Raw genomic sequence first — 25,153 nt, forward strand, 5'->3', positions numbered from 1 at the left:
CGAGGACCAGCAGTGAAAAGCAGCTTGCGACGAGTCGTGATCAACCTGACCGTGTTCGTCGTCGTCTGTGTGGTGTCCGCGTTCGGGCTGATGGCGGTCTTCGCCAACCTCCGTTTCAACGACGAACAGCTCTACCGTGCCGAGTTCACCGACGTGAGCGGTCTCGAAGTCAACGACTTCGTCCGCATCGCCGGTGTCGAGGTCGGGCAGGTCAAGAGGATCTCGATCAACCCCGATGCGCGCGCGGTCGTGGAGTTCTCAGCCGATCCCTCGATCGACCTGACGGATGCCTCCAAGGCCCAGATCCGTTGGGAGAACCCAATCGGGGACCGGTACATGGCCCTGCTGGAAGGCGCGGGCGCCGCCACTCGACTGGCGCCGGGCACCACCATCCCGATCGACCGAACCGAGCCTGCGCTGGATCTCGACACACTACTCGGCGGATTCCGCCCGCTGTTCCGCGCGTTGGATCCCGACCAGGTGAACACCTTGTCGACCGCGCTGATCCAGGCGTTCCAGGGCGAGGGCGCGACCATCGGCTCCTTCCTGAACCAAGCCGCCGTTCTGACCAACACCCTGGCCGATCGCGACGTCCTCATCGGCGAGGTGATCGGAAACCTCAACACGGTGCTGGGCTCCTTCGGCGGACAGACCGAACAGCTCGCCAAAGCAGTCGACTCGCTCTCGTCGCTGGTGAAGGGACTCGAGGAACGCAAGGGCGACGTGGCAAACGCGGTGGCGTACACCAACGCCGCGTCCGCGACCGTCGCCGACCTGCTGATACAGGCGCGCGAGCCGGCCAATGAAGTCCTCGTCCAGAGCGACCGCGCGACCTCTCTGGTGCTCGCCGACCACGAGTACTTCGACAACCTGCTGAACATGCTCCCCGACGCCTACAAGAAGCTGTCCCGGCTCGGCAGTCGCGGCGACTTCATCCCGGAGTACCTGTGCTCTCTGTCGTTGAAGGTCAACGGTAAAGGCGGGCAACCGGTTTACGTCAAACTCGCCGAGCAGACGACAGGGCGGTGCGCTCCGAAATGAAACCCTTCGCCGAACGGAACCCGTTCGTCATCGGAATGGCTGGGATGGCTCTCACCGCGAGCGTCGCCGTGATCGCGCTGCAGTACGACAAACTGCCGTTGGGCAGTTCTTCGGAGGACTACTCGGCATTCTTCGCCGAGGCCGGCGGTCTGCGTGCAGGCGCGCCGGTACAGGTGGCGGGTTTCCGCGTCGGGCAGGTGTCCTCTATCGAGCTCGACGGCGCCCGGGTGCGGGTGGACTTCGACGTCGACGACCACGTCCACCTCGGCGACCTCACCGAAGCCCACATCCGGACCAAGAGCCTGCTCGGCTCCAAGGTGCTGGAGGTGACGCCCCGGGGGGAGGGCCAGCTGAGCTCGACCATCCCGATCGAACGGACGAGGTCGCCCTACCAGCTGCCGGACGCGCTCGGCGATCTGTCCGCGACAATCAGCGGGTTGAACACCGACACCGTGTCCGAGGCACTGTCCACCTTGGCGGTGACCTTCCAGGACACCCCGCCGGAGCTGAAGGCAGCGGTCGAAGGCGTCGGACGGTTCTCCCAGACCCTCGGCGAGCGCGATACCGAGCTGCGGAAACTGCTGAGCAATGCCAGCAAGGCCACAGAGGTCCTGTCCGACCGTGCCGACGAGGTCGCCGAACTGATCGCCAACAGCAACGCACTACTCGGTGAGCTCCGCAACCAGAGCGCCGCGCTGGAACAGATCTCGGGGAACCTGTCGACCTTCGCCCGGCAGCTGTCGGCGTTCATCGACACCAACCGTGACCAGATGCGGCCTGCACTGGACAAACTCAACGGTGTGTTGACGATCGTCGACAACCGCAAGGAGCGCGTCATGCTGGCGATCAAATACCTGAATCAGTACACGATGGGGCTGGGCGAGACCGTCGGTTCCGGGCCGTTCTTCAAGGCCTACCTGGCGAACCTGCCCGGGCAGTTGGTGCAACCTTTCATAGACTCCGCGTTCTCCGACCTGGGGCTGGATCCGAACGTGTTACCGCCGTCGCAGCTTTCGGACCCACAGACCGGTCAGGCCGCAACGCCTGCGCTGCCCGTGCCGTTCCCGAGGACCGGGCAGGGTGGGGAACCGCACGTGACACTGCCCGACGCGATCACCGGGAACCCCGGGGATCCGCGCTATCCGTACCGGGAGCCCGAACCTGCTCCCGCGCCGGGTGGACCGGCGCCAGGTCCGCCGGCGCTGTGGCCGCAGGGACAGCAGCCGTCGAACCTGCCCTCTCCGCCACCGGTCTCTGATCCGGTCACAGCACCTGCCGGGGGAGGACAGTGATGCGCAGGGGAGTTCTTCGCGCCGCTCTGGTGGTCGCGGTTGTCGCCGCGGTCGTGGTCGGCGGTGTGCTGGTCATGCGCGCGGTCACGCACGCCGGACGGACGCAGCTCACCGCGTACTTCGACAACAGCAACGGTCTGTTCGTCGGCGACGAGGTACGGATCCTCGGAGTTCCCGTGGGTGCCATCGACACGATCGAACCGGAGCCGGAACGGGTCAAGGTGACGTTCTGGGTCGACGGCACGTACCGGGTGCCTGCGGAGGCGAAGGCCGTGATCGTGTCACCGCAGCTCGTCACTGCCCGGGCGATCCAGCTCACGCCCGCCTACGAGTCCGGCCCGGCGATGGACAACGGCGGGGTCATCCCTCAGGCGCGGACCGCTGTCCCGCTGGAATGGGATGACTTGCGAACGCAATTGGAGAAACTCACCGATGCTCTGCAACCCACCCGACCGGGTGGCGTGAGCACCCTCGGTGAGTTCGTCAACACCGCCGCCGACAACCTGCGCGGGCAGGGTGCCGACATCCGCGAAACCGTCACGACCATGGGGCGTGCCCTCTCGGCGCTGGGTGACCACAGCGACGACGCGTTCGCCACCCTCAAGAACCTCGCTGTCGTGGTCTCGGCCCTCGAAGACAGTTCGGACCTGCTTGCCCAACTCAACCGCAACATGGCCGCTGTCACCGGGCTTCTGGCCGACGACCCGGGAGCTGTCGGGGAGGCCATCAACGACCTCAACTCGGTGGTCAGCGAGGCGACCCAGTTTGTCCGGGACAACAAGGAAGCGGCGGGTATAGCGACCGACAAGCTGGCTGCGATCTCCACTGCGGTCAACGGAAGCCTCGACGACATCAAGCAGGCGCTGCACGCGTTCCCGAACGCCGCGCAGAACTTCGCCAACGTCTACCAGCCATCGCAGTCCGCCCTGACGGGCATCCTCGCGGTCAACAATCTCGCCGACCCGATCAGCTTCCTCTGCGGCTCGGTCGAGGCGGCGGCACGGGTCAACGGCGTCTATTCGTCGAAGCTGTGTGCGCAGTATCTGGCGCCGATCGTCAAGAACCGCCAGATCAACTTCCCGCCGCTGGGTGAGAACCTATTCGTCGGCCAGTCGGCGCGACCCAACGAGATCACCTACAGCGAGGACAGATTGAGGCCCGACTTCATTCCTCCACAGCCGGCGCCGGCGGCACCGGCACCGGTGGCCACAGGTGATCCGGCGGCCGGGCTGCCCGGCCTGCTGCTGCCCGGGGCGGGAGGGTGACAATGGCTGCGCGAAAAGCACTCCAGGCCAAACGAATCGGCGCAGTCGCGATTACCGCGATGACGGTACTGACCGGGTGTCAGTGGCGTGGCCTGAACTCGTTGCCGATGCCGGGCACCGAGGGCGGTGGTGCCGGATCCTATGTTGTGCAAGCTCAATTGCCCGACATCGGGACCATCGAGCCCAACTCTCGTGTCCGGGTGGGTGACGTCAACGTCGGAACCATCACCAGAATCGAGCGCCAGGGCTGGCATGCCCTGGTGACCATCAGGCTCAACGGTGACGTCGACCTGCCTGCGAATGCGACCGCCATCGTCGGGCAGACGAGCCTGCTCGGGTCGCTGCACGTCGAACTGGCTCCGCCGGCAGACGCCGCACCGCGCGGCAAGCTGGTCGACGGGTCGCTGATACCCCTGGACTCCGGGTCGTCCTATCCCAGCACCGACCAGACCCTGGCGGCATTGTCGTTGTTGCTCAACGGCGGTGGTGTGGGGCAGATGCAGGACATCACGGCGGCGCTGGCCACCGCGTTCGCCGAGCGGGAGAGCGATCTGCGCAGCCTGATCGAGCAGACCGACCAGTTCGTCGGGCGGCTGAACACCCAGACTGGGGACATCATCGCCGCTTCGGAGAGCTTCAACAATCTGGTCGGGCAGCTCGCCGACCAGAAGTCGGTGCTCGACAACGCATTACGTACGATTCCTGATGCCGTGAAAGTCTTGAGCGACCACCGCGAGAACCTGACCGACGCGGTGGACGGTTTCGGTAAGTTCAGCGCGTTGACCGCAGAGGCGGTGAACCAGACCAAGCAGAACCTGATCTCCGAGATGAAGGCAGTCGGTCCGGTTCTCGGATCGCTGGCGGATGCGGGACCGGACATGACGCGCTCGTTGAGCCTGCTCGCTACATTCCCGTGGCCGATCGAGAGTATCGACAAGATCGTGCGCGGCGACTACCTCAACACCGACGTCATCTTCGATCTGACCCTGAGCCGGCTGGGAGACGGGCTGCTCAACGGTACGCGCTTCGAAGGTGATCTCACCGAACTGGAAATGCAGTGGGGACGAACCATAGGCCAGCTGCCCAGCCCGTACACCGCCGGCAATCCGCTCGTGGCGCCCTACCGATTCGACCAGGGGCGCTGACATGCTGACCAGGCGAATCAAACTGCAGTTGGTGGTCTTTGGTGTGGTGGCGCTGGCCGCCGGCAGCATCATGGCGTTCGGCTATATCAAGGTGCCGGCGATGCTGGGGATCGGCCAGTACACGGTGGTCGTGGAGCTTCCACAGGCGGCCGGGCTGTACGCGACCGCCAACGTCAGCTACCGCGGCACCACGGTCGGCAAGGTCACCGACGTTCGGTTGACCGAGGACGGCCGGGTGGAAGCGGTGATGGCACTGCAGTCGGGAACCGACATCCCGTCAGACCTGACGGCCGAGGTGCACAGCACGTCAGCGATCGGAGAGCAGTACGTCGCGCTGGTGCCTCGCACCGCTGATGCGCCACCTCTGAAGAACGGGGACGTCATCCCGGTGGCCCGGGCGACGACACCACCCCCGATCAACGCGCTGCTCGACGCGGCGAACCGGGGCATCCAGGCGATCCCGGGGGACAACGTCAAGACCGTCATCGACGAAAGCTACGTCGCGGTCGGCGGTCTGGGTCCGCAGTTGTCGCGCATCGTCCGGGGCTCGACGCAGTTGGCCTCCGATGCACGCGCGAACCTCGACTCCGTCCTGACGCTGATCGACGATGCCAAACCGTTGATGGATTCGCAGGCGCAGACGGCCGATTCGATCAACGCCTGGGCTTCTCACCTTGCTGATCTGACCGGTCAGGTCCGCGCCGCCGATCCGGCCGTGGCGGGTCTGCTCGAGCGTGGTCCAGAGGCCACCGACGAGGTGCGGCAGCTCTTCGACCGTCTCAAGCCGACTTTGCCGGTGCTGCTGGCGAATCTGGTGAGCGTCGGCGAGGTGGCCGTCGTCTACCAACCCGCCATCGAGCAGGTGCTGGTGCTCGAGCCCCAGTTGGTGGCCGGTCTGCAGGGTGCGTTGCTGGCCAACAAGGACTCCAAACGCGCGTCGCCCGGGTTGTACGTGAGCTTCAACCTGAACCTGAACCTGCCGCCGCCGTGCACGACGGGCTTCCTGCCGGTGGATCAGCAACTCACCCCCAACGTCGAGACGTCGGCAGATCTCCCGCCGGGTGACCTCTACTGCCGCATCCCGCAGGACTCGTGGAATGTGGTGCGCGGCAACCGGAACTACCCGTGTCTGACACGGCCGGGCAAGCGGGCGCCGACGGTCAAGATGTGTGAGAGCGACGAAGAGTACGTGCCTCTCAACGAAGGGTTCAACTGGAAGGGCGATCCGAACGCGACCCTGTCGGGCCAGGACATCCCGCAGATGGCGCCGGTGGCTGCGCCCCCGCCGCCGGCACCGGTTGCCGTGGCCGAATACGACCCGGCAACAGGGGAGTACGTCGCACCGGACGGCCAGATCTATACCCAGGCGGACCTCGGTCCGCAGACGGAAGGCAGGACATGGCAGAGCATGCTGGTTCCACCGGCAGCGCGCTGACCGACGAGGTTGTGCCGCACCGCATCGCGCCGACACGGACGGCAATTGTCCTGTGCGCGGCGGCATTGGTGGTGCTCACCGCGCTCGGTGGATGGATGGGTTACCGGCTCGTCGAGGACCGGCAGGCGGCGGACGATCAGAGCCGGTTCGTCGAGGCGGCACGGCAAGGCGCCATCAACCTGACGACCATCGGCCACACGACCGTGGAAGAGGACATCAGACGCATCCTGGACTCGTCGACCGGAGCATTCCACGACGACTTCGCCCAGCGGTCAGAGTCGTTCGCCGGCGTCGTGCGCCAGGCGCAGTCCACCTCCGAGGGATCGGTGACGTCCGTCGCCCTGGAGTCCTGCCACGGAGACACCGCGCAGGTGTTGGTCGTGATGTCGGTGAAGATGTTCAACGCCGGTGCACCCGAGCAGCAGGACACCCGGGTCTGGCGGATGCGTGTGGGGCTGCAGCGCAGTGGCGACACCGCGCGGATCTCCGACGTCGAGTTCGTGTGATGACGGTTCACGAGGAGATCCAGGCAGACATCGTGAGTGACGTGGCAGCTGAGGAACGGCCGGAAACCCAACCGGGCCAGGATGCGGTGTCGGCCTCCCGGCGCGGCCGCAGCGCGATCATCGCGTACGTGATCCTTCCGGTACTCGTGCTCGCTGCTGCGCTCGGCGTGAGTTTCCTCAAATGGCAGTCCGATTCGGTGTCGGTACCCACCGGAGGCGCCGCCGGAGAACCGGTGGTGGCCGCCACCGAGGGCGTGGTCGCGATGCTCTCCTACCGCGCCGACCACGTCGAGCAGGATCTGACAGCGGCGAGCCGGCGGATGACCGGCGACTTCCTCGGCGAGTACACGACATTGATCAACGACGTGGTCATCCCCGGTGCGCAAGAGCAGCGCATCTCGGCATCCACCACGGTCCCCGCGGCGGCAGTGATCTCCGCGGACGGTGACCGAGCTCGCGTTCTGGTGTACATCAACCAGACGACGACGGTGGGTACCGAAGCGCCCACGGATACGCAGTCCAGTGCCCACGTCGATATGCAGAAGGTCGGAGACAGATGGCTCATCGCGGGCTTCGAACCCATCTGATCCGGCCGGCGGCCGCCCTCCTGGCGGTACCGTCGGCGATGTTCGCGACCGCGGCCCCGCCGCAGGCCCACGCCGACACCGTCGCCTACCTGGTGAACGTGACTGTGCGGCCGGGCTACGGCTTCGCCGGGCCCGATGACGCGCTCGCGTACGGAAACGGTATCTGCCACAAACTCGCCCAGGGCCGCACCTACGGCGAGGTGATGGCCGACGTGAAGTCCGACTTCCGGACGTCCGACGAGTTCCACGCCTCGTATCTGATCGGGCAGGCGGCCGACAACCTCTGCCCGGGATCCATCAACGCGCTGCGTACCTCGGCCGGCGGTTACCGCCCGCCGGCCCCTGCCCCTGCGAACGGCGAATGAGGAAACAGTGATTCGAGTGAACCGCCGGCGCGCGGCTGCCCTGGCCGCCTCGGCCTGCCTGCCCCTGGCCGCGGGCGCCGTCGCGCCCACCGCACACGCGGACAACCGACGATTCAACAGCAGCGTGGTCGAGAACGTCTATGCCATTCAGCGGCAAGCCGACTGCGAGAACGAGCTCAACGTCAGCCCGCAGCTGCTGCAGGCCGCCGAGTGGCATGCCCGCGATCTGATGGGCAACCGAGGTCTGTTCGGTGACAACGGATCTGACGGGTCCACCCCGCAGCAACGTGCCGAAGCCGCGGGCTTCCGCGGCACTGTGGCCCAAACGGCGGCGATCCACCCGGCCCTGGCGATCAGCGGAATCGAGCTGATCAACCTCTGGTACTACAACCCCGCATACCACGCGATCATGGCCGACTGCACGCACACCAAGATCGGGGTCTGGTCGGAGAACAGCCTGGATCGAACGGTAGTCGTCGCCGTGTACGGCCGACCCGACTGACAGTCGGCCGTACCCGGCCTACATCACTGCGAGGTGGCGGTCGCCGCGCCCAGCGCGTTCATGTCGGGCACGAACGGCTGATGCGCCAGCAGGCCGCCGTCGACCCGGATCGATTCGCCGTTGATGCCACGTGAATCGTCGGAGGCGAGGAACGCATACACCTTGGCCAGGTCGTCCGGACCGTTGAGGTCCGGTGCGAGGGTATGGCTGCGGTAGATGTCCTTGATCGTCTCCGGAAGTTGCTGAGCCGGCGGAGTGGTCGTGGTCCCCGGGCAGACAGCGTTGCATCGCACGCCTTCGCGGCCGTACTGGGTCGCCGTGTACTTGGTCAGCGCCAACAGCGCCGCCTTGGTGGCGCCGTAACCGGTGAGGCTGGTGTCACCGGCGAACGCGTGCGTCGAGGCGGTGTTCACGATCGAACCGCCAGCGGAGCGCAGATGCGGCAGCGAGTGTTTGGTGGTGAGCATGGCGCTGCGCACGTTGACAGCCATCACGTCGTCCCACACCTCGATCGGCATGGTGGCGACGTCGCCGTCACCGGCAGGGAACACCCCGGCGATGTTGAACAGCACGTTGAGTCCGCCGAAAGTGGACACTGCCGTTGCCACCAGTTCCGCGATAGCGGCCTCGTCACGCAGGTCGGTGCGGACGGCGATCGCCACGTCGGGGCCGTATTTGTCGTTGAGCCGGCGGGCCAGCGCGGACGCACCGTCGATGTTGATGTCGGCGAGCACCACGCGGGCGCCCTCGGCGACCAGTTCCGTGGCCGCCGCACCGCCGATGTTCAGCCCACCGGGTTCCACCGTCGTGGCGCCGGTCACCAGGGCGATCTTGTCGGACAGTCGTGGCATGTGTTCCTCTTCCGTCGGTCCTGGCGCGCTGAGCACGCCCGTGTGAAGGTTAACTTCATCAAAAGGCCTCGTCAATGAGGCGTTGACAAGTTACTATGCAGCGATAGTTATTGACGATTCTTTTGAGAAAACTCTCGGTTATCACTCTGGGTGGTCCCGGGGTTTCCCCTGGAAGCTTCTCTCGAAGGGTCCTCACAGAACACGATTGGTGGGTATAGACGTGGCCTTGTCCTTGGCCGACGAGCAGTGGTCCGACGCGGATGCCGACGCCTTGGAGCATGCGGAGCGCGAGCTCGAGCGCGTCTTCGGAGACGGTCGACGTCCGCTGGCGGCGATGCGGCAGTCCCTCGACGACATGATGATCGCTCAGGGCCCGCCCGACGACATCGCGGTCGCGGAACTGACCGCCGGGGGAATTCCGGCGCTGCGGGTCAGCGCCGGCGCGGTCGACGACACCGCCACGGTCATCTGGTTCCACGGTGGCGGATACGTGATGGGGTCGGCCCACGGATATCGCGGAGTGGCCGCCGCGGTGTCGGCGGCGGCCGGGCACCCCGTCGTGGTGCCGGGCTACCGGCGCGCTCCCGAGAATCCGTTCCCGGCGGCGCTGCTCGATGCGCGCACAGTGATGAGCTGGGCTGCAGAGACTTTCGGGGACCGCTGGGTGCTGGCAGGCGACTCTGCGGGCGGCGGCCTGACGATGGCCGCCATGATCAGTGCCCGCGACGAGGGTGCGCAACTACCCGCGGGGGCGGTCCTGGTGTCTCCGCTGGCCGATTTCACCGCATCGGGGGACAGCTTCGACGTGCACGCCGAGACGGACGTGGCGATATCGCGGCGGTCGGTCAGATCGCTGGCCGCGGCCTATCTCGGCGGCCATGATCCGCGGGATCCGCTGGCGTCCCCGGTGTTCGGGACGCTGGACCGATTGCCACCGACGTTCATCCTGGCCAGCGATCGCGAAGTTCTTCTCGACGACGCGAAGGCGCTGCACCACAGGATGCAGCGGGACGGTTCCCCCTCCTCGCTGGCCGTGTACGCCGGCGTGTGTCACGCGTGGACGATGTTCGCCTCCACGATGCCGCGTGCCAGGCGCGCGGTCGCCGAGATCGGTGACTTCGTGGGCCGAGTGCTGGCCGACCGCAGCCCGGTGTGACCGTCGAATGTGGATTGCGGGCGCCGCACACAGCGACCGCATGCTGACAGATGTTCAAAAGTTAATTTCCATTATGTGGTCCTGACTGCCTGGTGAGGACGAGCGAGGAGGTCGGTTGATGGCGGTGGCAGAAGTGGAGTCGCTCGGAGAAGCATTCCGGGACGCGATGGCGTCGGTGTGCACGCCGGTCGCGGTGATCACGGCGATGGACGGCGAACGTCCGCACGGCACCACGGTGAGTGCGTTTGCGTCCCTGTCCATGTCACCGCCGTCGCTGCTCGTCAGCCTCGATCGGGGTTCTGATCTGCTGGCGCTGATCCAAGCCGCAGGGGAGTTCGGGGTCAACGTCCTCGGCCACGATCAGTCCGATCTGGCATCCTGTTTCGCCCGCAAGGGGCGCGACAAATTCGCCGACGTCGACTGGGTCCTGGCCGAGGGTGTACCACGCCTGGCGGGCGCGCCGGGATGGTTCGCGTGCGAAGTGATGCAGGCGGTGGAGGCCGCCGACCACATCGTGGTCATCGGCCGGGTGCGCGCGGTGGACAGCACCGCGGCAGCACCGTTGACCTACCACGCCAGGACTTTCGGCACCCACCACATCACGAGCTGAGGGACGGGCCCACGGTATGGGCCACGGCGCACGAATCGGGTACTCAGGCGGCGATCACGGCCGCCACGAGCTGGTGCAGCTCTGCGGCGATCCCCGGCCGGCTTCGCATGCTCGTGGTCTGGGTGATGTCGGTGACCAGACCGATCGAGGCCTGTGCGAGCAGCCGGGCGTGCGCCGGGGTCAACTCGGGACGTACCCCGAGGATCGCGGCGACCCACTCGTCGACGTACTCGCGCTCGCTCGTCCGGATGAGTTCCTGAGCCTTCTCGGGAAGGTAGATCAGGTCGGCGGCCAGGATCGCCAGGATCGGCTGGTGCGGACCCAGGGCCAGCTCGATGAACGTGCACACGATGACGTCGAGCGCTTCCTGCGGCGTCGTGGCCGAGGGGAGGCGGTGGTTGGTGACGTAGTGCAACCCCTCGGCACCCCGGTTCAACACCGCCTGCAGGAGTTCGGCTTTGCCGTTGAAGTACTGGTAGAACGTCGCGATGGCGGTGTCCGACTCGGCGGCGATCTCCTCGATGCCGACGGCGTGGTAACTCTGTGCGTGGAACAGCCGGGTGGCGGTGCTCAGGATACGTTCGCGTCTGCCGGGTGGGCGGCGCTGTTTCGGCACCGGGGCCGCCGAATGCGGCGCACCATCGAGTTCGCATTTGAGGACGTTCTGCGCCATCGACTGCAGGAGCCGCTTGGCTGCGGCGTTCTCCAGCCGTTTCCGCGCAGGGGCGATGCTCGAGTAGATGCCCAGCACGCTCCAGGCCCGCAACTCGGCGACACCGGAGGGCTTTCCCCCGTCGCCGAGACCGAGTGCCTGCACCGTCAGTCGCAGGACGGCGTTGAGCCGCAACCGGAATTCGTTCTGCTCGTCCTCGGAGAGCTGTCGGCGTTCACGCTTCCAGAGCAGCACCTCTTCGCGTTCGAGCACCAGATCGGCGAGCTCGGACAGAAACATCTCGGCACGCTCGTCGGGCTCCAGCCCGGACTCGACCGCGTGGACCGCAACCGTTTCCACCGCGGCGAGCTGTTCGGAGATCGCTTGTGCCAGAATGTCGTGCTTCTTGCGAAAGTGGCGGTAGAGCGCCGGCCCGGTCAACCCGACGGCCGAGGCGACATCGTCCATGCTGACGTTGTGGTAGCCGCGGTCTGTGAACAGACGCGCGGCTGCCTGGGACAGTTGGAGCTTGCGTACCGAGCTCCGCGCATGCTGGCGGACCGATTGCGGCACGTCGGCGTTCCTCCCTCTGATGCTCTCCGGCGAGGCCTCAGGGCCCCAGAAGAGTGAACCATGATTATAGTTCACCCTTCCGGGGCTGCCTGGATTAAGAGGACGCCTAGTGATCAGGCGAGCGCGACGACCGCTTCGCCGCTGAGCGTGACGGTGCCGTCGGCGAGGGTGATCTTCACCTCGACGGTGGCGCGCTTCTCGCCGTCCACGTCGTTGATACCGGTCACCGTTCCAGTGCACGTCGGCTGCGCCAGGACCGGGGTGATCGAGGTGAACCGGGTGCTCAGCGCCCGCAACTGCGATTGCGGAACCCACGACGTGACGAGCCGCCCCAGGTACGCCATCGACAGCATGCCGTGGGCGAACACGTCGTCGAAACCGGCCGCCCGGGCCGCGTCGATGTCGACGTGGATCGGATTGTGATCCCCGGAGGCGCCGGCGAACAGCGCCAGTGTCGTCCGTGAAATCGATGCCACCACCAGGGGTGGCAGTTGGGTTCCGACCTGGATGTCGGCGGCAGCGGTGCTCACGAGAGTGCTCCATTCCGGATGACGGACACGCTTTCCATCTCCGCGACGAGTTCGCCGCCTGCGGTCAGCTGGGATCGGCGTACCAGAAACTCCAGCGCGCCGTTCTTCTTCGAGAAGTAGTCGGTGAACTCGGCCCGCAGGGAAAGGGTGTCCCCGGCGTGCACGGGACGGTGGTAGGTGAAGTGTTGCTCTCCATGCAGGACCGACGACACGTCGACGCCGTTGGCTTCGAGCACCCCGAGGGTGTCGGAGTGTTCAAGGTCGAGTCCGAAGACGAACGTCGGCGGCGCCAGCAGGTCCGGGTGGCCCGCAGCGCGGGCGGCCTCGACGTCGAAGTAGACCGGGTCGGTTTCGCCGATCGCCTTGGCGAACATCGCGACACGACCGCGTTCGACGTCGACACTGCTCTCCGGCCACTGGTAGCCCTTCAGGGTTTCAGCGCTCATTGGGATTTCCTTTCGTACAGGGTGACCACGCAGGCCCCACCGAGACCGAGGTTGTGCTGCAGAGCCAGGCGCGCGCCGTCGACCTGCCGTTCCCCGGCGGTACCACGCAGCTGCCACACGAGTTCGGCGCACTGAGCCAGACCGGTCGCACCGAGCGGGTGACCCTTGGAGAGCAGGCCGCCCGACGGGTTGGTGACAACGCGTCCGCCATAGGTGTTGTCGCCGTCGAGAATGAACTTCTCGGCGGTGCCCTCGGGGGTCAGCCCGAGTGCCTCGTAGGTGATCAGTTCGTTGGTGGTGAAGCAGTCGTGCAGTTCGACGACCGGAATATCCTCGGGGCCAACGCCTGCGGACTCGTAGACGTCGGCGGCCGCTTTCGCCGACATGTCGTAGCCGACGACGCGGCGCATGTCATCGCCGTTGTAGGCGCCGGGCAGGTCGGTGACGAGAGACTGTGCGCGGATCACGATGGCGCCGTCGATCCCGTGCTTGGCGGCGAACTCCTCGCTGCACACCACCGCTGCGGCGGCGCCGCACGTCGGAGGGCAGCACTGCAGCCGGGTCAGCGGACCCCAGATCGTGGGCGAGGCCATCACCTCGTCGAGGGTTACCGGATCGCGGAAGACAGCGAAGGGATTGCGCGCGGCGTGCTGGCGGGCCTTGACCGAAATGCGGCCGAAGGTCTCAGGTTTGGTGCCGAAGCGCTCCATGTGTGCCACGCCGGCGCCGCCGAAGAGTTGTGCGGCCATCGGTGCCTGCGGATCGGCTCCGGGCCGACCCATCGCCACCTCTTCGAACTTCCCGGTCGAGCTGGGCCGATCGTCCCACACCGCGGCCAGGGCACCGGGCCGCATCTGCTCGAAGCCAAGGGCCAGAACGCATTCGGCGGCTCCGGAGGCCACTGCCTGGCGGGCCAGCCAGAGCGCCGACGAGCCGGTCGAGCAGTTGTTGTTCACGTTCAGCACCGGAATGCCAGAGAGGCCCAGATGATAGAGCGTGGCCTGCCCTGACGTCGAGTCCCCGTAGACGTAGCCCACGTAGGCCTGTTCCACGGTGGCGTAGTCCACATCCGCATCGGTGAGTGCGGCGCGCGCGGCATCTGCACCCATCTCCTGGTAGTTCCGGCTCTTGCTCGGTTTGGCGAATGGGGTCATGCCGACCCCCGCCACGCATACGGTGCGCTGCATCTCCACCCTCAGTTGTCGATTTAACTAGAATCAAAACTAACTATATGAAGGGAAGTGCAATACATGCAACTAAATGATGGCGATCTACGCTGGTACAGCGAATAACACCGAGTGTGCTGGCGCCGTGACGAGGCCACGGCGGCACCGCCGGCAGCGGGTTCGAGAATTGTGACGGACTCCGTACCGTCAGGTGGGAGAGCCCGTCTGCACGGACCGCTCGAAATGGGCGTGCACATTCGGGTAGCGCATCATGTGCGCGCCACCGTTGATGTCGAGCACCTCGCCGGTGATCCATTGTGCGCGTGCAAGATAGAGCACGGCATCGGCGATCTCGCCAGGTGTGCCCGGCCGGCCCAGCGGGACGTTCTCCACATATTCACTCTCCACCCCGGGAACGCCGAGGGCGCCGGAGGTGAGCGGAGTGCGCACCAGGCCGGGGGCGATCGCATTGACGCGGACACCGCGGGCGCCCAACTCCAGCGCGGCGACCTGCGTCAGCATCGACAACCCGGCCTTCGCGGAGCAGTACGCGCTCATGCCGACTGCCGGCTGCCGCGCGTTCAGGGAACTCAGTGAGATGATCGCGCCGCCGTCGGCGATGTGCCGGGCCGCGTGCTGGATGACCAGGAATGCTCCGGTGAGACAGACGTCGACCACGCGCCGGAACTTGGCCACCGGCAACTCGGTGACGAGTCCCAGTGCCGTGATGCCGGCGCAGTTGACCGCGACGTCGAACCTGCCCGCCCGCTGGGAGAGTGACTCGAAGAACGTTGCGACACTGGCTTCGTCGGCGACGTCGACCTGTGCGGCAGCATGCCCGGCACCGGCGAGTTCGCCGAGCAGTGCCTGCGCCGCGTCGATGTTGCGGTCGCCCACGACCACGGAGTAACCGTTATCGGCCATTTCGCGACAGATTTCCGCGCCGATACCCGACGCGCCCCCGATGACCACGGCGTACGAATTCTCAGTCAACGGTACTCCCTCTGTATGGCCGCAATTCGCGCCCGAAGCCTGCGTAGATGTGCAAGGCGAAATCGGTGGGCTCACCGGTGGCAACCGGTTGTGAATTACAGTTCTACCACACGAGGTGGAGCGGCCGGTCCTGGAACTGTTACTCCGCCGGCCCGGGTGCCAGTGTGGAGCACTCCTCCATCGCGGCGTTCCAGGTTTCGGGGTCGATGCCCGGCGGCGGCTCGGTGGCCGGCCCCGGCGGTGCGGGGACGCCGTGCTCGCCCAGGCAGTAGGCGAACGACCCGTGTCCGACGCTCGGTACCGCCGACGGCGCCGTGGTGGTCTCCTCGACGGGCTGAGCGGGCGCCGAACAGGCGGCGATCGCTCCGGCCGCGGCGATCGCCGCGGCGACTGTTATCCCGCGCATCAGCCGATGAACCTCGACAGCCGGGCGGACAGGTGGGGGACCAGACCCCCGTCGGCGTCGACGCGCTCCTCGACGTAGGCCAGGTCGCCGCCCTCGATGATGCCGTAGAGGCGCTTCGCGCCGCCGACGAGCACACCGGACTTGCTGCGTGCCAGCGCATCGGTGACGAGTTCCCAGGACGCCTGGTTCAGCGGGTGCCCGTAGAACAGCTCGATGTATCCGGCCGAATGCGACAGCAGCAGCTCGATGGCCTGCGATTCGCCCGGGTCGGTCGGATCGTTCACGAAACGCCAGAAGCCCGTCTCACGCAGACCGGGACGGTCGTACTCGCCGTCGTCATCCAGCCGCCAGGAGCGGGCTTCCCAGTTCAGATAGTCGCCACCGTCGTGCGACACCACGATCTGCTGACCGAAGCGGTAGTCGCCGTGCGCGTCGCGCCCTTCGCCCTCACCGCGCCACACGCCGACCAGCGGCAGCAGCGCCAGCAGCGCGTCGTCGAGGTCGGCGCCCTGGCGTAGATTCGCGGTGTCCGACGGCAACGGCAGATCGTCGAACGCCGGGATGTTGCGCGCGGCGGTCTCCCGGGCTCGCGCCGCGGCTGCGGCGACCGCCTCGTCGCCGGACGTCACCTCGTGCCTCGTGTCCGCTGGGTCACGACTCGTCAGTGACGAGGCGGTACAGCGCGTACAGCGCAAACCACGTGATCACCACGACCGCGGCGACGAGCAGAAGTTCGAAAAACAGCACCACGGGAGAAAAGTTTAGCCGCCGGGAGAACAAGTCTCCCGGCGGCTCTCGTGTTCGGTGAAAGCGCTGGTCTCAGCTGACTTTCCACTCGTATTCGGGGCAGAACGCGCCGGTGGCGGCGCCGATGAAGTAGCCGGCCTGGTAGTCCGACCAGGAGGTGACGCTGGTCAGGTCGGCGACCTCCTGCTCGAAGGTGGCGCCGTTGTCCCAGTCCTGGCAGACGGCATGGCCGGTCGCGATGACCTCAGGCGTCTTCTCCGACGGCCAGGTGATGCCGCCGTCGCTGATCACAGTGAGGAATTCGTCCTCGGGCGCCGCGAACGCCGCGGGAGCACTGAATACGGCAACTGCGGCGAAGGCCGCCGAGGCGGCGCACGCGATCGTGATCTTCATAGTCGGTCCTCAAGGGTCACCGCGGCGAGCCGCGAGTCCGGTCCCGCGAGGGGCGCGAGGTCCATCTCCGTGACACCCGCGAATTGTCGGGGTCGAACCCACCCCCAGCAGCGTGGGTTCCCCGACAGTTTCACCGACGTCAGCCAATTTTGCAGCGTTTTCGCAGCAAGAGCGGTGCTACGCCCCAGCGAAGGGGCGCAGCACCCGCGTCACGCTCTGGCCGGATTGCGTGACTCCGTCACGCTTCGGTCCAATTGCGTGACTTCGTCACGCTTCGGTCCAATTGCGTGACTTCGTCAGGCGACCTTGACGTCGACCTCGTGGATCCCGGCGCCCGACGGCGCGACGCTGGCATCGCCATTGCCCGCCGGCGACAGCGCGCGCAGCGTCCAGCTGCCCGGCGCCGCGAAGAACCGGAAGTCACCGGTGGCCGACGCGACGACCTCGGCGGTGAACTCGTCCGAGCTGTCCAGCAGACGCACGAAGGCGCCGCCCACAGCCTGTCCCGAACCGTCGACGACACGGCCGGTGATGACCGTCTCCTTCTCCAGGTCGACGCTGGCCGGCAACGTCAGTCCTTGCTTCGGTGCACTGCACATATCAACTTCCCAACTCGATCGGGGCTCCCACCAGGGAACCGTATTCGCACCAACTGCCGTCATAGTTCTTGACGTTCTTGTGGCCCAGCAGCTCCCGCAGCACGAACCAGGTGTGCGACGAGCGCTCACCGATCCGGCAGTACGCGATGACCTCCTTCTCGCCGTCCAGGCCGGCGTCGGCGTACAGCTTGGCCAGTTCCTCGTCGGACTTGAAGGTGCCGTCCTCGTTCGCCGCCTTGCTCCACGGAACGTTGATGGCCGTGGGGACGTGGCCGGGACGCTGGCTCTGCTCCTGCGGGAGGTGGGCCGGGGCCAGGATCTTGCCCGAGAACTCGTCGGGGGACCGCACGTCGACCAGGTTCTTGGTACCGATCGCGGCGATCACCTCATCGCGGAACGCGCGGATGCTCAGGTCGGGCTCCTTGGCCGAGTAGCTCGTCTGCGGGCGGCTCACCGGATCCTTGGACAGCGGGCGGGCGTCGAGCTCCCACTTCTTGCGGCCGCCGTCGATCAGCTTGACGTTCTCGTGGCCGTACAGCTTGAAGTACCAGTACGCGTACGCGGCGAACCAGTTGTTGTTGCCGCCGTAAAGGATCACGGTGTCGTCGTTGGAGATGCCGCGCTCGGAGAGCAGCTTCGAGAACTGCGCGGCGTCGACGAAGTCGCGCCTCACCGGATCCTGCAGATCCTTCTTCCAGTCGAGCCGGATGGCGCCCGGGATGTGACCGGTGTCGTAGGCGCTGGTGTCCTCGTCGACCTCGACGAAGACCGTGTTCGGTGCGTCGAGATTGCTCTCGGCCCAGTCGGTGGTGACCAGGACGTCGGAGCGTGCCATGTGGGGGATCCTTTCGATTGCTACTGCGTGGGGGTGAAGCGTGCGATGAGCGGATAGAGCTGACAGCCCAGACAGATTCCGAAGGCTGCGTTGAGCAGTGCCGCGATGAGCGCGAGGCCGGTCGCGGCCAGACCGAGCGGCACCAGGCCGCTCGCAAAACCGAGGGCGCCGACGACGGCGAAGACGAGCCCGACCAGCTGTGCGAACTTCAGCGGTGGCACCGGCTCACGCTCGGTGACCGGCCCCAAACGCGGCGCGACGACCGCGGCGAACACCAGGCCGTACGGGTGGCGGCGGGGTCCGAGCGCCGCGCCGACGGCGAAGACGAGCGCCTGGACGCCGAGGATCACCGCGGCCGCGGTCGGGTTCTGCGCCGACACCAGTAGCGCGACGACCAGGACGGCGGTGGTCACCCACGCGACGAACCGGGGGCCGCGCACATCCACGAGCGCCGGGGCGCCGGTGGCTGTGAGGTTCGACATAGAAGTGCTCCTGTTGCTCGATACGGCTGATGCGGCGGCCGGTCACGGCCAGAACGCAGAGTGCGCGCGAAGAAGAGCGCGGCTACTCAGCAGCTACGACAACAACAGCAACAACCCGCAACGCGGCACAGGTCCACTGCGCGGCGCTTGGTGAGCGTGAGCTCAAGGCGGGCTGACACGGCAGACAGCTTACCCAACAACAGGGTGATCAGGCCAACAGCGGTTCCACCGCCGCACGCAGGTCAGCGGCGGTCGGCACTCCCGACGCCCGATAGCGCTGCCTGCCCTCGGCGTCGAAGATGAACGTCGTCGGCAACGAGAGCACCGAAAGCTTGCGCGCCGCCTCGGGATTGGCGTCCATGTCGATCTCCACGTGCGTCACCCCGGGCAGCTCGGCACACACCTGATCGACGATCCGGCGCAGCCCCACACACGGGCCGCACCAGGTGGCGCTGAAGTGAAGCACCGTCGGGCCGGTTCGGGACAGGCCCAGATCCTCGACGTCGCCGTCATCGAGTGCCGGCCACTCGGCAGCCCCCTTGAGCAACCCGGACCGCAGCGTCATCATCCTGCCGATCACGAACGCGACGCCGAACACCCCGATCAGCACCGCGATGACCGCGATCCACGACGAACTCATGACAACCGGAACTCGTCGAGGTCGATGGTTACTCCCTCGGCGATGCCCTCGATGATGAGATCCGAGCCGCGGGCGCCCTCGCTGGTCGGGGCGATGCCGAACGGCAGCTTCTGGCCGGGCAGCTCGGTGGAGAACGCCGCCAGCACCGCGTCCAGCTTGTCGTCGGGCACCGCCTGGTCCGCGGTGCCCGGCTCGGTCAGCACCCCGGTCGCGGTGAGCACCAGCGTCGTCGCATCCGGACCGGCGATCGACACGTCCACCGCGATGCTGACCCGCTCGTCGAAGCCCGCCTTGTCCGGGGTGCCGGTGAACACCAGCCCCCGGTTGCTGGAAATGCCGGATTCGGTGGTGCCGCCCGTCGAGTCCTCGGTCTCGGCCGTCGGCGCCTCGATCAGCAGGTCCGGGATGCCCATGAACCGTCCCACGTGGGTCGAGTCGATGATGATCCGGCTCTCCAGCTTTTCGACAGTCAGTGTCGCGTCCGGCGCGACCAGCCAGGAATCGCCCAAACCGACCGAATGCATCGTCGCCTCCAGCGACGCCCTGCCGACGACGGGGTGATCCACGCCACTGGCCTTGATCTCGACCTCGTCGTAGTGATGGCGCCGGGCCTGCGTGATGAACGGGAATCCGAGGATCGCCACCGACGGGTCCCAGTTCAGGTTCGCGGACGCGCGAACGCTTCTGGCCAGGCGATATTCGGCGTAGATCGCGGCACCGAAGTCGGTGCCGACACCGCCGAGGACCACCGCGAGCAGGGTCGAGACCGCACCGATTACGAGCTTGCGCACCACGACATTGTGGCCGACGCCGCCCAGAACATCGGTTCCGCGCGGCTTAAGAGCAGGTGGCACGCTATCGTTGGTTGACCATCGCGCCGGTAACGGCCGTATGTCAGGCATGAATCTGGGAAATCAAACGAGACAGAGTCGTCCGGGCGAAAACTCCACGGCTGCTGGAGGGTCAGTTGGATCTGCTGCTACTGACGGTTGACCCGCACCCTGAATCGGTCCTGCCGTCCCTGTCACTTCTCGCCCACAACGTGCGCACCGCCCCGACCGAGGTGTCCTCGTTGCTGGAAGCCGGGACCGCCGACGTCGCGATCGTCGACGCCCGTACCGACCTGGCTGCCGCGCGCGGTCTGTGCCGGCTGCTGGGCACCACCGGAACCTCGGTGCCGGTGGTCGCCGTCGTCAACGAGGGCGGGCTGGTCGCGGTCAACGTCGAATGGGGTCTCGACGAGATCCTGCTGCCCAGCACCGGCCCTGCCGAGATCGACGCGCGGCTTCGGCTGCTGGTCGGTCGCCGGGGCGGGATGGCGAACCAGGAGAACCTCGGCAAGATCAGCCTCGGTGAGCTGGTCATCGACGAGGGCACCTACACCGCCCGGCTGCGGGGGCGTCCGCTCGACCTGACGTACAAGGAATTCGAGCTGCTGAAATACCTGGCTCAGCACGCCGGCCGGGTGTTCACCCGCGCCCAGCTGCTGCAGGAGGTGTGGGGTTACGACTTCTTCGGCGGCACCCGCACCGTCGACGTGCACGTGCGACGGCTGCGCGCCAAGCTCGGCCCGGAATACGAGTCGCTGATCGGTACGGTCCGCAACGTCGGGTACAAGGCGGTCCGGCCCGCCCGGGGGCGCCCGCCTGCCGCGGACGTCGAGGAGGACCTCGACGACGACCCGTACGCCGACGACGGGCTCGGCGACGACGTCCCCGAGGCGCTGGGCGACGCGCTGCGCAGTCAGTGACCGCGGCTCCGTCCATCAGCTGGCAGCAGCACCTGTCGGAGACCGATCAGCAGCGCATCCGCGAGCTCGTCGCGGCCGCGACCACCGAGGACGGGGTCGCCCCGGTCGGTGACCAGGTCCTGCGCGCGCTGGCCCACGACCGCACCCGGCACCTGATCGCGGTCGATGGCGACGCCGTCGTCGGCTACCTGAACCTGGCCCCCGGCGACGACGACGCTGCGCCGATGGCCGAAGCCGTGGTCGCCCCAGGGGCTCGTCGCCGCGGCACCGGATCGGCCCTTATCCGCACCGCGCTGGCCGAGGCCGGCCCGAGTGCCAGGGTCTGGGCGCACGGCAATCTGCCCGCCGCGCAGGCCACCGCCGCGGCGCTGAACCTCGTGGCGGTCCGCGAACTCCTGCAGATGCAGCGCCCGCTGGCCGATCTGCCGCCACAGACCCACCCCGCCGGGGTCCGGTTCGCCACCTACGCGGGCCCGGCCGACGACGCCGAAGTGCTGCGGGTCAACAACGCGGCGTTCTCCTGGCATCCCGAGCAAGGCGGCTGGACCGACGCCGACATCGCCGAACGCCGCGGCGAACCGTGGTTCGACCCGCACGGCTTCTTCCTGGCCTTCGACGAGGACACCGGCGCGCTGCTCGGATTCCATTGGACGAAGGTGCATTCCGTGTCCCTGGGCGAGGTGTACGTGGTCGGCGTCGACCCGGCCGCGCAGGGACGGGGGCTCGGCGGGGCATTGACTTTGCTAGGGCTGCACCACCTGGCCGACCGGCTCGCCGGCGCGGACCGCGGTGTTGCCGGCGGTGCCGACGTGATGCTCTACGTCGAAGCCGACAACACCGCCGCGGTGAAGACCTACCGGCGGCTGGGCTTCGACGTCGTGAACGCCGATGTGGCCTACGCGGCCGCCGCGTCCGTGCACCTGTGAACTCGCTGAACCTGTTCACTCGCCGTTCACCCACCATCCCCGAACCGGCCATTGCGGGCGCATACGTTGCCGTGGAGTCCGCACCACCGACGGAAAAGGGGATCAGTGAAGCTCAACATCATCGGCAGGTCGTTCGGCACGACTGTCTCGGTCGCCGCGATCGCCGCGCTGGCGCTCGCCGGGTGCGGCAGCGACAACAACGTGCCCGCGGGCTCGTCGCAGTCCGGGACGGCGTCGGCGTCGGCCGAGGAGTGCGGCGGTAAGGCCTCCGTGACCGCCGAGGGATCCACCGCCCAGCAGAATGCGGTCGCGCTGTTCAACCAGGTGTGGGGCCAGAAGTGCCAGGGCAAGAACCTGTCCTACAACCCGACCGGATCGGGTGCGGGCCGCGAGCAGTTCGTCGCGGGCAACGTCGACTTCGCCGGATCGGACTCCGCGATCAAGGACGAGCAGGCCCAGCAGGCCGCGCAGCGCTGCGGCGGCAACCCGGTGTGGAACCTGCCGCTGGTCTTCGGCCCGATCGCGATCGCCTACAACGTCGACGGGGTCGACGGGCTGGTGCTCGACGCGGCCACCCTCGCAGGGATCTTCCAGGGCCAGATCACCACGTGGAACGATCCGGCGATCGCCGCGCTGAACGAAGGCAAGACCCTGCCGGACGCGGCCATCACCCCGATCCACCGTTCCGACTCGTCGGGCACCACCGACAACTTCCAGAAGTACCTGGAGGCGGCCTCGGGCGGGGCGTGGACCAAGGGCGACGGCAGCGAGTTCCAGGGCGGCGCCGGGGAAGGCGCACAGAAGTCGGCCGGCGTGGCGCAGGCCGTGCAGGCCACCCCGGGCGCCGTCGGCTACGTCGAGAAGGGCTTCGCCGATCAGGCCGGCATCCCGTACGCGCAGATCGACAACGGCAGCGGCGCCGTCGAGCTGACCGACGAGTCCGCGGGTAAGGCCATCGACGCGGCGAAGTTCGCCGCCGACGGCAACGACCTCACCCTGGATCTGGCGTCGCTGTACGGCACACAGGAGGCCGGTGCGTACCCGCTGGTGCTGGCCACCTACGAGATCGTGTGCTCGAACGGATACGACGCCGACACCGCTGCCGCGGTGAAGTCGTTCCTGACGGTGGCGGCCAACGATGGGCAGGGCGGGTTGTCCTCCGCCGGATACGTCCCGCTGCCGGAGAAGTTCAAGGAGCGTCTCTTGACGTCCATCGACGCCATCGGCTCGGCCTCCTAGCTCACTGGCGCGACAGCCGCACCGCGGCAAGGATGGGTGCTTGACCGAATGTCCGACAAGCTCGATGGAACCGCATTGACCACACCGAATCCGTCGGGATCGGGGTCGGGGGAAGCGCTCGCTGCCCCCTTCCCCGAGCCCGCGCCGATCTCGACCGACCCGTCGAAGTACGCCAAAGTGCGGGCAGGCGACCGCATCTTCGGCGGGCTGGCGCAGGGCTCGGGCATTCTCATCGTCGCGATCATCGTGGCCATCGGTTTCTTCCTGATCTGGCGGGCCGTCCCGGCGCTGACCCGCAACGAGGAGAACTTCTTCCTCTACGGCGGAAACTGGGTCACCACCGACACCTCGGCGATGCACTTCGGCATCCTCGATCTGCTCCAGGTGACGGTGTTCGTATCGGTGTTCGCGTTGATCCTCGCGATGCCGGTGGCGCTGGGTATCGCGATCTACCTGACCAACTACGCCAGGCGCCGGGTCGCGGGCCCGCTGGCCTACATGGTCGACCTGCTGGCCGCGGTGCCGTCGATCATCTACGGCGTGTGGGGGCTGTACGTGCTGGCCCCGGCGATCAAACCGGCCGCGATCTGGCTCAACGAACACCTGAACTGGTTCTTCCTGTTCAGTACCGGCAACGCGTCGGTCGCGGGCGGCGGCACGATCTTCACGGCCGGCATCGTGCTCGCGGTGATGATCCTGCCGATCATCACCGCCGTCACCCGCGAGGTGTTCGTGCAGACCCCGCGCGGCCAGATCGAGGCCGCGCTGGCGTTGGGCGCGACGCGCTGGGAGGTGGTGCGCACCACGGTGCTGCCGTTCGGCATGTCGGGCTACATCAGCGGCGCGATGCTCGGCCTCGGCCGCGCGCTCGGCGAGACGATCGCGCTGCTGATCATCCTGCGCGGCACCCAGACCGCGTTCGGCTGGTCGCTGTTCGACGGCGGTTTCACGTTCGCGAGCAAGATCGCCTCGGCGGCCTCGGAATTCAACGACCAATACAAGGCAGGTGCGTACATCGCGGCCGGCCTGGTGTTGTTCATCCTGACGTTCGTGGTGAACTCGCTGGCCCGCGCCGCGGTGTCCGGAAAGGACCGGTCCGCCTCATGAACCCCACCGCGCTGGACCAGCCGGTCAAAGTGCCCACCTTCCAGGGTGTGAGCACCCGGCGCAGGCTCACCGACGTCACCGCGACGGTGCTCGTCACCTCCTGTGTGGTGGTCGCGATCGTGCCTCTGGTGTGGGTGCTCTACACCGTGGTCGCCAAGGGCATCGGCATCGTCACGTCGAGCACCTGGTGGTCGCATTCGCAGGCCGGCATGACAGCGTTCGCGGCGGGCGGTGGCGCCTACCACGCGATCGTCGGGTCGCTGCTGCAGGCCGCGATCTGCGCGGCGATCTCGATCCCGATCGGTGTGTTCGTCGGCATCTATCTGGTCGAGTACGGCGGTGGCACCCGGTTGGGCAAGCTGACCACCTTCATGGTCGACATCCTCACCGGGGTGCCGTCGATCGTCGCCGCATTGTTCATCTACGCGCTGTGGGTGGCCACCCTCGGTTTCCAGCGGTCCGGGCTGGCGGTGTCACTGTCGTTGGTGCTGTTGATGATTCCGGTCATCGTGCGCTCCACCGAGGAGATGCTGCGGATCGTGCCGATGGATCTGCGCGAGGCCAGCTACGCGCTCGGGGTGCCCAAGTGGAAGACGATCTCGGCGATCGTGGTGCCGACCGCGCTGTCGGGCATCGTCACCGGGATCCTGCTCGCGCTGGCCCGGGTGATGGGCGAGACCGCCCCGTTGCTGATCCTCGTCGGCTACTCGCAGGCCATGAACTTCGACATGCTCAGCGGTTTCATGGGATCGCTGCCCGGCATGATGTACGACCAGACCTCCGCGGGCGCCGGCGCCAACCCGGTCCCGACGGATCGCCTCTGGGGTGCCGCGCTCACCCTGGTCATCCTCATCGCGGCGCTGAACGTCGGCGCCCGTTTCATCGCCAAATTCTTTGCGCCCAAGAAGATCTAG

At 67.1% G+C, this 25,153-nt stretch carries 31 protein-coding genes; 16 read left to right on the plus strand and 15 right to left on the minus strand.

Translation table 11 applies throughout. The features are described from left to right. Positions 1–12: 12 nt before the first annotated feature. From NTM_RS11250 to NTM_RS11290, 9 genes are read left to right on the plus strand one after another with little or no spacing between them, the layout of a single operon-like run. Entirely contained in the window at positions 13–1,041 is a 1,029-nt protein-coding gene (locus tag NTM_RS11250; protein WP_104862376.1) for an MCE family protein, read from the plus strand. Continuing rightward, on the plus strand, positions 1,038–2,333 hold the full coding sequence (locus tag NTM_RS11255; RefSeq protein WP_104862375.1) for an MCE family protein: 1,296 nt from the start codon (positions 1,038–1,040) through the stop codon (positions 2,331–2,333). The genes NTM_RS11250 and NTM_RS11255 overlap by 4 nt, the downstream gene beginning before the upstream one ends. Beyond that, positions 2,333–3,598 carry an MCE family protein gene (locus tag NTM_RS11260; RefSeq protein ID WP_163766329.1) on the plus strand — a complete coding sequence of 422 codons (1,266 nt, stop codon included), beginning with the start codon at positions 2,333–2,335 and terminating at the stop codon, positions 3,596–3,598. Before NTM_RS11255 ends, NTM_RS11260 begins: the two co-directional genes overlap by 1 nt. Positions 3,599–3,657: 59 nt before the next feature. Continuing rightward, positions 3,658–4,743: an MCE family protein gene (locus tag NTM_RS11265; protein ID WP_179963920.1), complete on the plus strand. Its 1,086-nt coding sequence runs from the start codon at positions 3,658–3,660 to the stop codon at positions 4,741–4,743. Between the two features lies 1 nt (position 4,744). Continuing rightward, a complete protein-coding gene (locus NTM_RS11270; RefSeq protein WP_163766330.1) occupies positions 4,745–6,178 on the plus strand; it encodes an MCE family protein in 1,434 nt (477 codons plus the stop codon). Continuing rightward, complete coding sequence (locus tag NTM_RS11275) at positions 6,142–6,684, plus strand: Rv1363c family protein (RefSeq protein ID WP_232079688.1); 543 nt, start codon at positions 6,142–6,144, stop codon at positions 6,682–6,684. The genes NTM_RS11270 and NTM_RS11275 overlap by 37 nt, the downstream gene beginning before the upstream one ends. 32 nt (positions 6,685–6,716) lie before the next feature. After that, positions 6,717–7,271 carry an Rv1363c family protein gene (locus NTM_RS11280; protein WP_232079689.1) on the plus strand — a complete coding sequence of 185 codons (555 nt, stop codon included), beginning with the start codon at positions 6,717–6,719 and terminating at the stop codon, positions 7,269–7,271. A gap of 38 nt (positions 7,272–7,309) precedes the next feature. Beyond that, positions 7,310–7,636 carry a DUF732 domain-containing protein gene (locus tag NTM_RS11285; RefSeq protein ID WP_232079690.1) on the plus strand — a complete coding sequence of 109 codons (327 nt, stop codon included), beginning with the start codon at positions 7,310–7,312 and terminating at the stop codon, positions 7,634–7,636. 16 nt (positions 7,637–7,652) lie between these two features. Continuing rightward, on the plus strand, positions 7,653–8,138 hold the full coding sequence (locus NTM_RS11290) for a CAP domain-containing protein (protein ID WP_435405086.1): 486 nt from the start codon (positions 7,653–7,655) through the stop codon (positions 8,136–8,138). Between the two features lie 23 nt (positions 8,139–8,161). Here the strand turns inward: NTM_RS11290 and NTM_RS11295 are convergent, their stop codons facing one another. Continuing rightward, positions 8,162–8,989, minus strand: coding sequence for an SDR family NAD(P)-dependent oxidoreductase (locus NTM_RS11295; protein WP_104862368.1), 828 nt, complete (start codon positions 8,987–8,989; stop codon positions 8,162–8,164). A 220-nt stretch (positions 8,990–9,209) separates the two neighbouring features. On the opposite strand from NTM_RS11295, the gene NTM_RS11300 reads away from it, so the two are divergent. Next, positions 9,210–10,145 (plus strand): alpha/beta hydrolase, encoded by a 936-nt coding sequence (locus NTM_RS11300; RefSeq protein ID WP_104862367.1) that lies wholly within the window; start codon positions 9,210–9,212, stop codon positions 10,143–10,145. A gap of 118 nt (positions 10,146–10,263) precedes the next feature. Next, a complete protein-coding gene (locus NTM_RS11305; RefSeq protein ID WP_104862366.1) occupies positions 10,264–10,755 on the plus strand; it encodes a flavin reductase family protein in 492 nt (163 codons plus the stop codon). A gap of 43 nt (positions 10,756–10,798) precedes the next feature. Here the strand turns inward: NTM_RS11305 and NTM_RS11310 are convergent, their stop codons facing one another. From NTM_RS11310 to lmeA, 14 genes are all read right to left on the minus strand, one after another. Continuing rightward, complete coding sequence (locus tag NTM_RS11310) at positions 10,799–11,980, minus strand: TetR/AcrR family transcriptional regulator (protein ID WP_104862365.1); 1,182 nt, start codon at positions 11,978–11,980, stop codon at positions 10,799–10,801. A gap of 113 nt (positions 11,981–12,093) precedes the next feature. After that, the gene (locus tag NTM_RS11315) at positions 12,094–12,510 is read right to left on the minus strand and encodes a MaoC/PaaZ C-terminal domain-containing protein (protein WP_163766331.1); all 417 of its coding nucleotides are present in this window, start codon (positions 12,508–12,510) and stop codon (positions 12,094–12,096) included. Continuing rightward, entirely contained in the window at positions 12,507–12,956 is a 450-nt protein-coding gene (locus NTM_RS11320; RefSeq protein ID WP_163766332.1) for a MaoC family dehydratase N-terminal domain-containing protein, read from the minus strand. Before NTM_RS11320 ends, NTM_RS11315 begins: the two co-directional genes overlap by 4 nt. Beyond that, positions 12,953–14,143: a lipid-transfer protein gene (locus NTM_RS11325; RefSeq protein ID WP_163766333.1), complete on the minus strand. Its 1,191-nt coding sequence runs from the start codon at positions 14,141–14,143 to the stop codon at positions 12,953–12,955. The genes NTM_RS11320 and NTM_RS11325 overlap by 4 nt, the downstream gene beginning before the upstream one ends. 186 nt (positions 14,144–14,329) lie before the next feature. Continuing rightward, positions 14,330–15,115 (minus strand): SDR family NAD(P)-dependent oxidoreductase, encoded by a 786-nt coding sequence (locus NTM_RS11330; protein ID WP_163766334.1) that lies wholly within the window; start codon positions 15,113–15,115, stop codon positions 14,330–14,332. A gap of 139 nt (positions 15,116–15,254) precedes the next feature. Continuing rightward, entirely contained in the window at positions 15,255–15,521 is a 267-nt protein-coding gene (locus NTM_RS11335; protein ID WP_163766335.1) for a hypothetical protein, read from the minus strand. After that, a complete protein-coding gene (locus NTM_RS11340; RefSeq protein ID WP_104862360.1) occupies positions 15,521–16,150 on the minus strand; it encodes a heme-binding beta-barrel domain-containing protein in 630 nt (209 codons plus the stop codon). The genes NTM_RS11335 and NTM_RS11340 overlap by 1 nt, the downstream gene beginning before the upstream one ends. 190 nt (positions 16,151–16,340) lie before the next feature. Then, positions 16,341–16,661, minus strand: coding sequence for a DUF732 domain-containing protein (locus tag NTM_RS11345; RefSeq protein WP_163766336.1), 321 nt, complete (start codon positions 16,659–16,661; stop codon positions 16,341–16,343). Positions 16,662–16,957: 296 nt separating this feature from the next. Then, positions 16,958–17,260 carry a DUF1416 domain-containing protein gene (locus NTM_RS11350; protein WP_104862358.1) on the minus strand — a complete coding sequence of 101 codons (303 nt, stop codon included), beginning with the start codon at positions 17,258–17,260 and terminating at the stop codon, positions 16,958–16,960. 1 nt (position 17,261) lies between these two features. Beyond that, positions 17,262–18,095 carry a sulfurtransferase gene (locus NTM_RS11355; protein ID WP_104862357.1) on the minus strand — a complete coding sequence of 278 codons (834 nt, stop codon included), beginning with the start codon at positions 18,093–18,095 and terminating at the stop codon, positions 17,262–17,264. Positions 18,096–18,115: 20 nt separating this feature from the next. Next, positions 18,116–18,577, minus strand: a complete 462-nt coding sequence (locus tag NTM_RS11360; RefSeq protein WP_163766337.1) for a DUF4395 domain-containing protein — start codon at positions 18,575–18,577, stop codon at positions 18,116–18,118. A gap of 86 nt (positions 18,578–18,663) precedes the next feature. Then, the gene (locus NTM_RS29080; protein ID WP_353961526.1) at positions 18,664–18,756 is read right to left on the minus strand and encodes an Ms5788A family Cys-rich leader peptide; all 93 of its coding nucleotides are present in this window, start codon (positions 18,754–18,756) and stop codon (positions 18,664–18,666) included. Positions 18,757–18,785: 29 nt separating this feature from the next. Continuing rightward, positions 18,786–19,217, minus strand: coding sequence for a TlpA family protein disulfide reductase (locus tag NTM_RS11365; RefSeq protein WP_163766338.1), 432 nt, complete (start codon positions 19,215–19,217; stop codon positions 18,786–18,788). Continuing rightward, entirely contained in the window at positions 19,214–20,011 is a 798-nt protein-coding gene (lmeA, locus tag NTM_RS11370; RefSeq protein ID WP_163769450.1) for a mannan chain length control protein LmeA, read from the minus strand. Before lmeA ends, NTM_RS11365 begins: the two co-directional genes overlap by 4 nt. Before the next feature lie 173 nt (positions 20,012–20,184). On the opposite strand from lmeA, the gene NTM_RS11375 reads away from it, so the two are divergent. The 5 genes from NTM_RS11375 (at position 20,185) to pstA (ending at position 25,153) form a co-directional block, all read left to right on the plus strand. Continuing rightward, positions 20,185–20,967 carry a winged helix-turn-helix transcriptional regulator gene (locus tag NTM_RS11375; RefSeq protein ID WP_104862353.1) on the plus strand — a complete coding sequence of 261 codons (783 nt, stop codon included), beginning with the start codon at positions 20,185–20,187 and terminating at the stop codon, positions 20,965–20,967. After that, positions 20,964–21,893: a mycothiol synthase gene (gene mshD, locus NTM_RS11380; RefSeq protein ID WP_163766339.1), complete on the plus strand. Its 930-nt coding sequence runs from the start codon at positions 20,964–20,966 to the stop codon at positions 21,891–21,893. The genes NTM_RS11375 and mshD overlap by 4 nt, the downstream gene beginning before the upstream one ends. 105 nt (positions 21,894–21,998) lie before the next feature. Next, positions 21,999–23,132, plus strand: a complete 1,134-nt coding sequence (gene pstS, locus NTM_RS11385; RefSeq protein ID WP_163766340.1) for a phosphate ABC transporter substrate-binding protein PstS — start codon at positions 21,999–22,001, stop codon at positions 23,130–23,132. Between the two features lie 48 nt (positions 23,133–23,180). After that, positions 23,181–24,239, plus strand: a complete 1,059-nt coding sequence (gene pstC / locus NTM_RS11390; RefSeq protein ID WP_163766341.1) for a phosphate ABC transporter permease subunit PstC — start codon at positions 23,181–23,183, stop codon at positions 24,237–24,239. Further along, positions 24,236–25,153 (plus strand): phosphate ABC transporter permease PstA, encoded by a 918-nt coding sequence (gene pstA, locus NTM_RS11395; RefSeq protein ID WP_104862349.1) that lies wholly within the window; start codon positions 24,236–24,238, stop codon positions 25,151–25,153. The genes pstC and pstA overlap by 4 nt, the downstream gene beginning before the upstream one ends.

This window comes from Mycolicibacterium parafortuitum (assembly GCF_010725485.1).
Taxonomy (GTDB): Bacteria; Actinomycetota; Actinomycetes; order Mycobacteriales; family Mycobacteriaceae; genus Mycobacterium.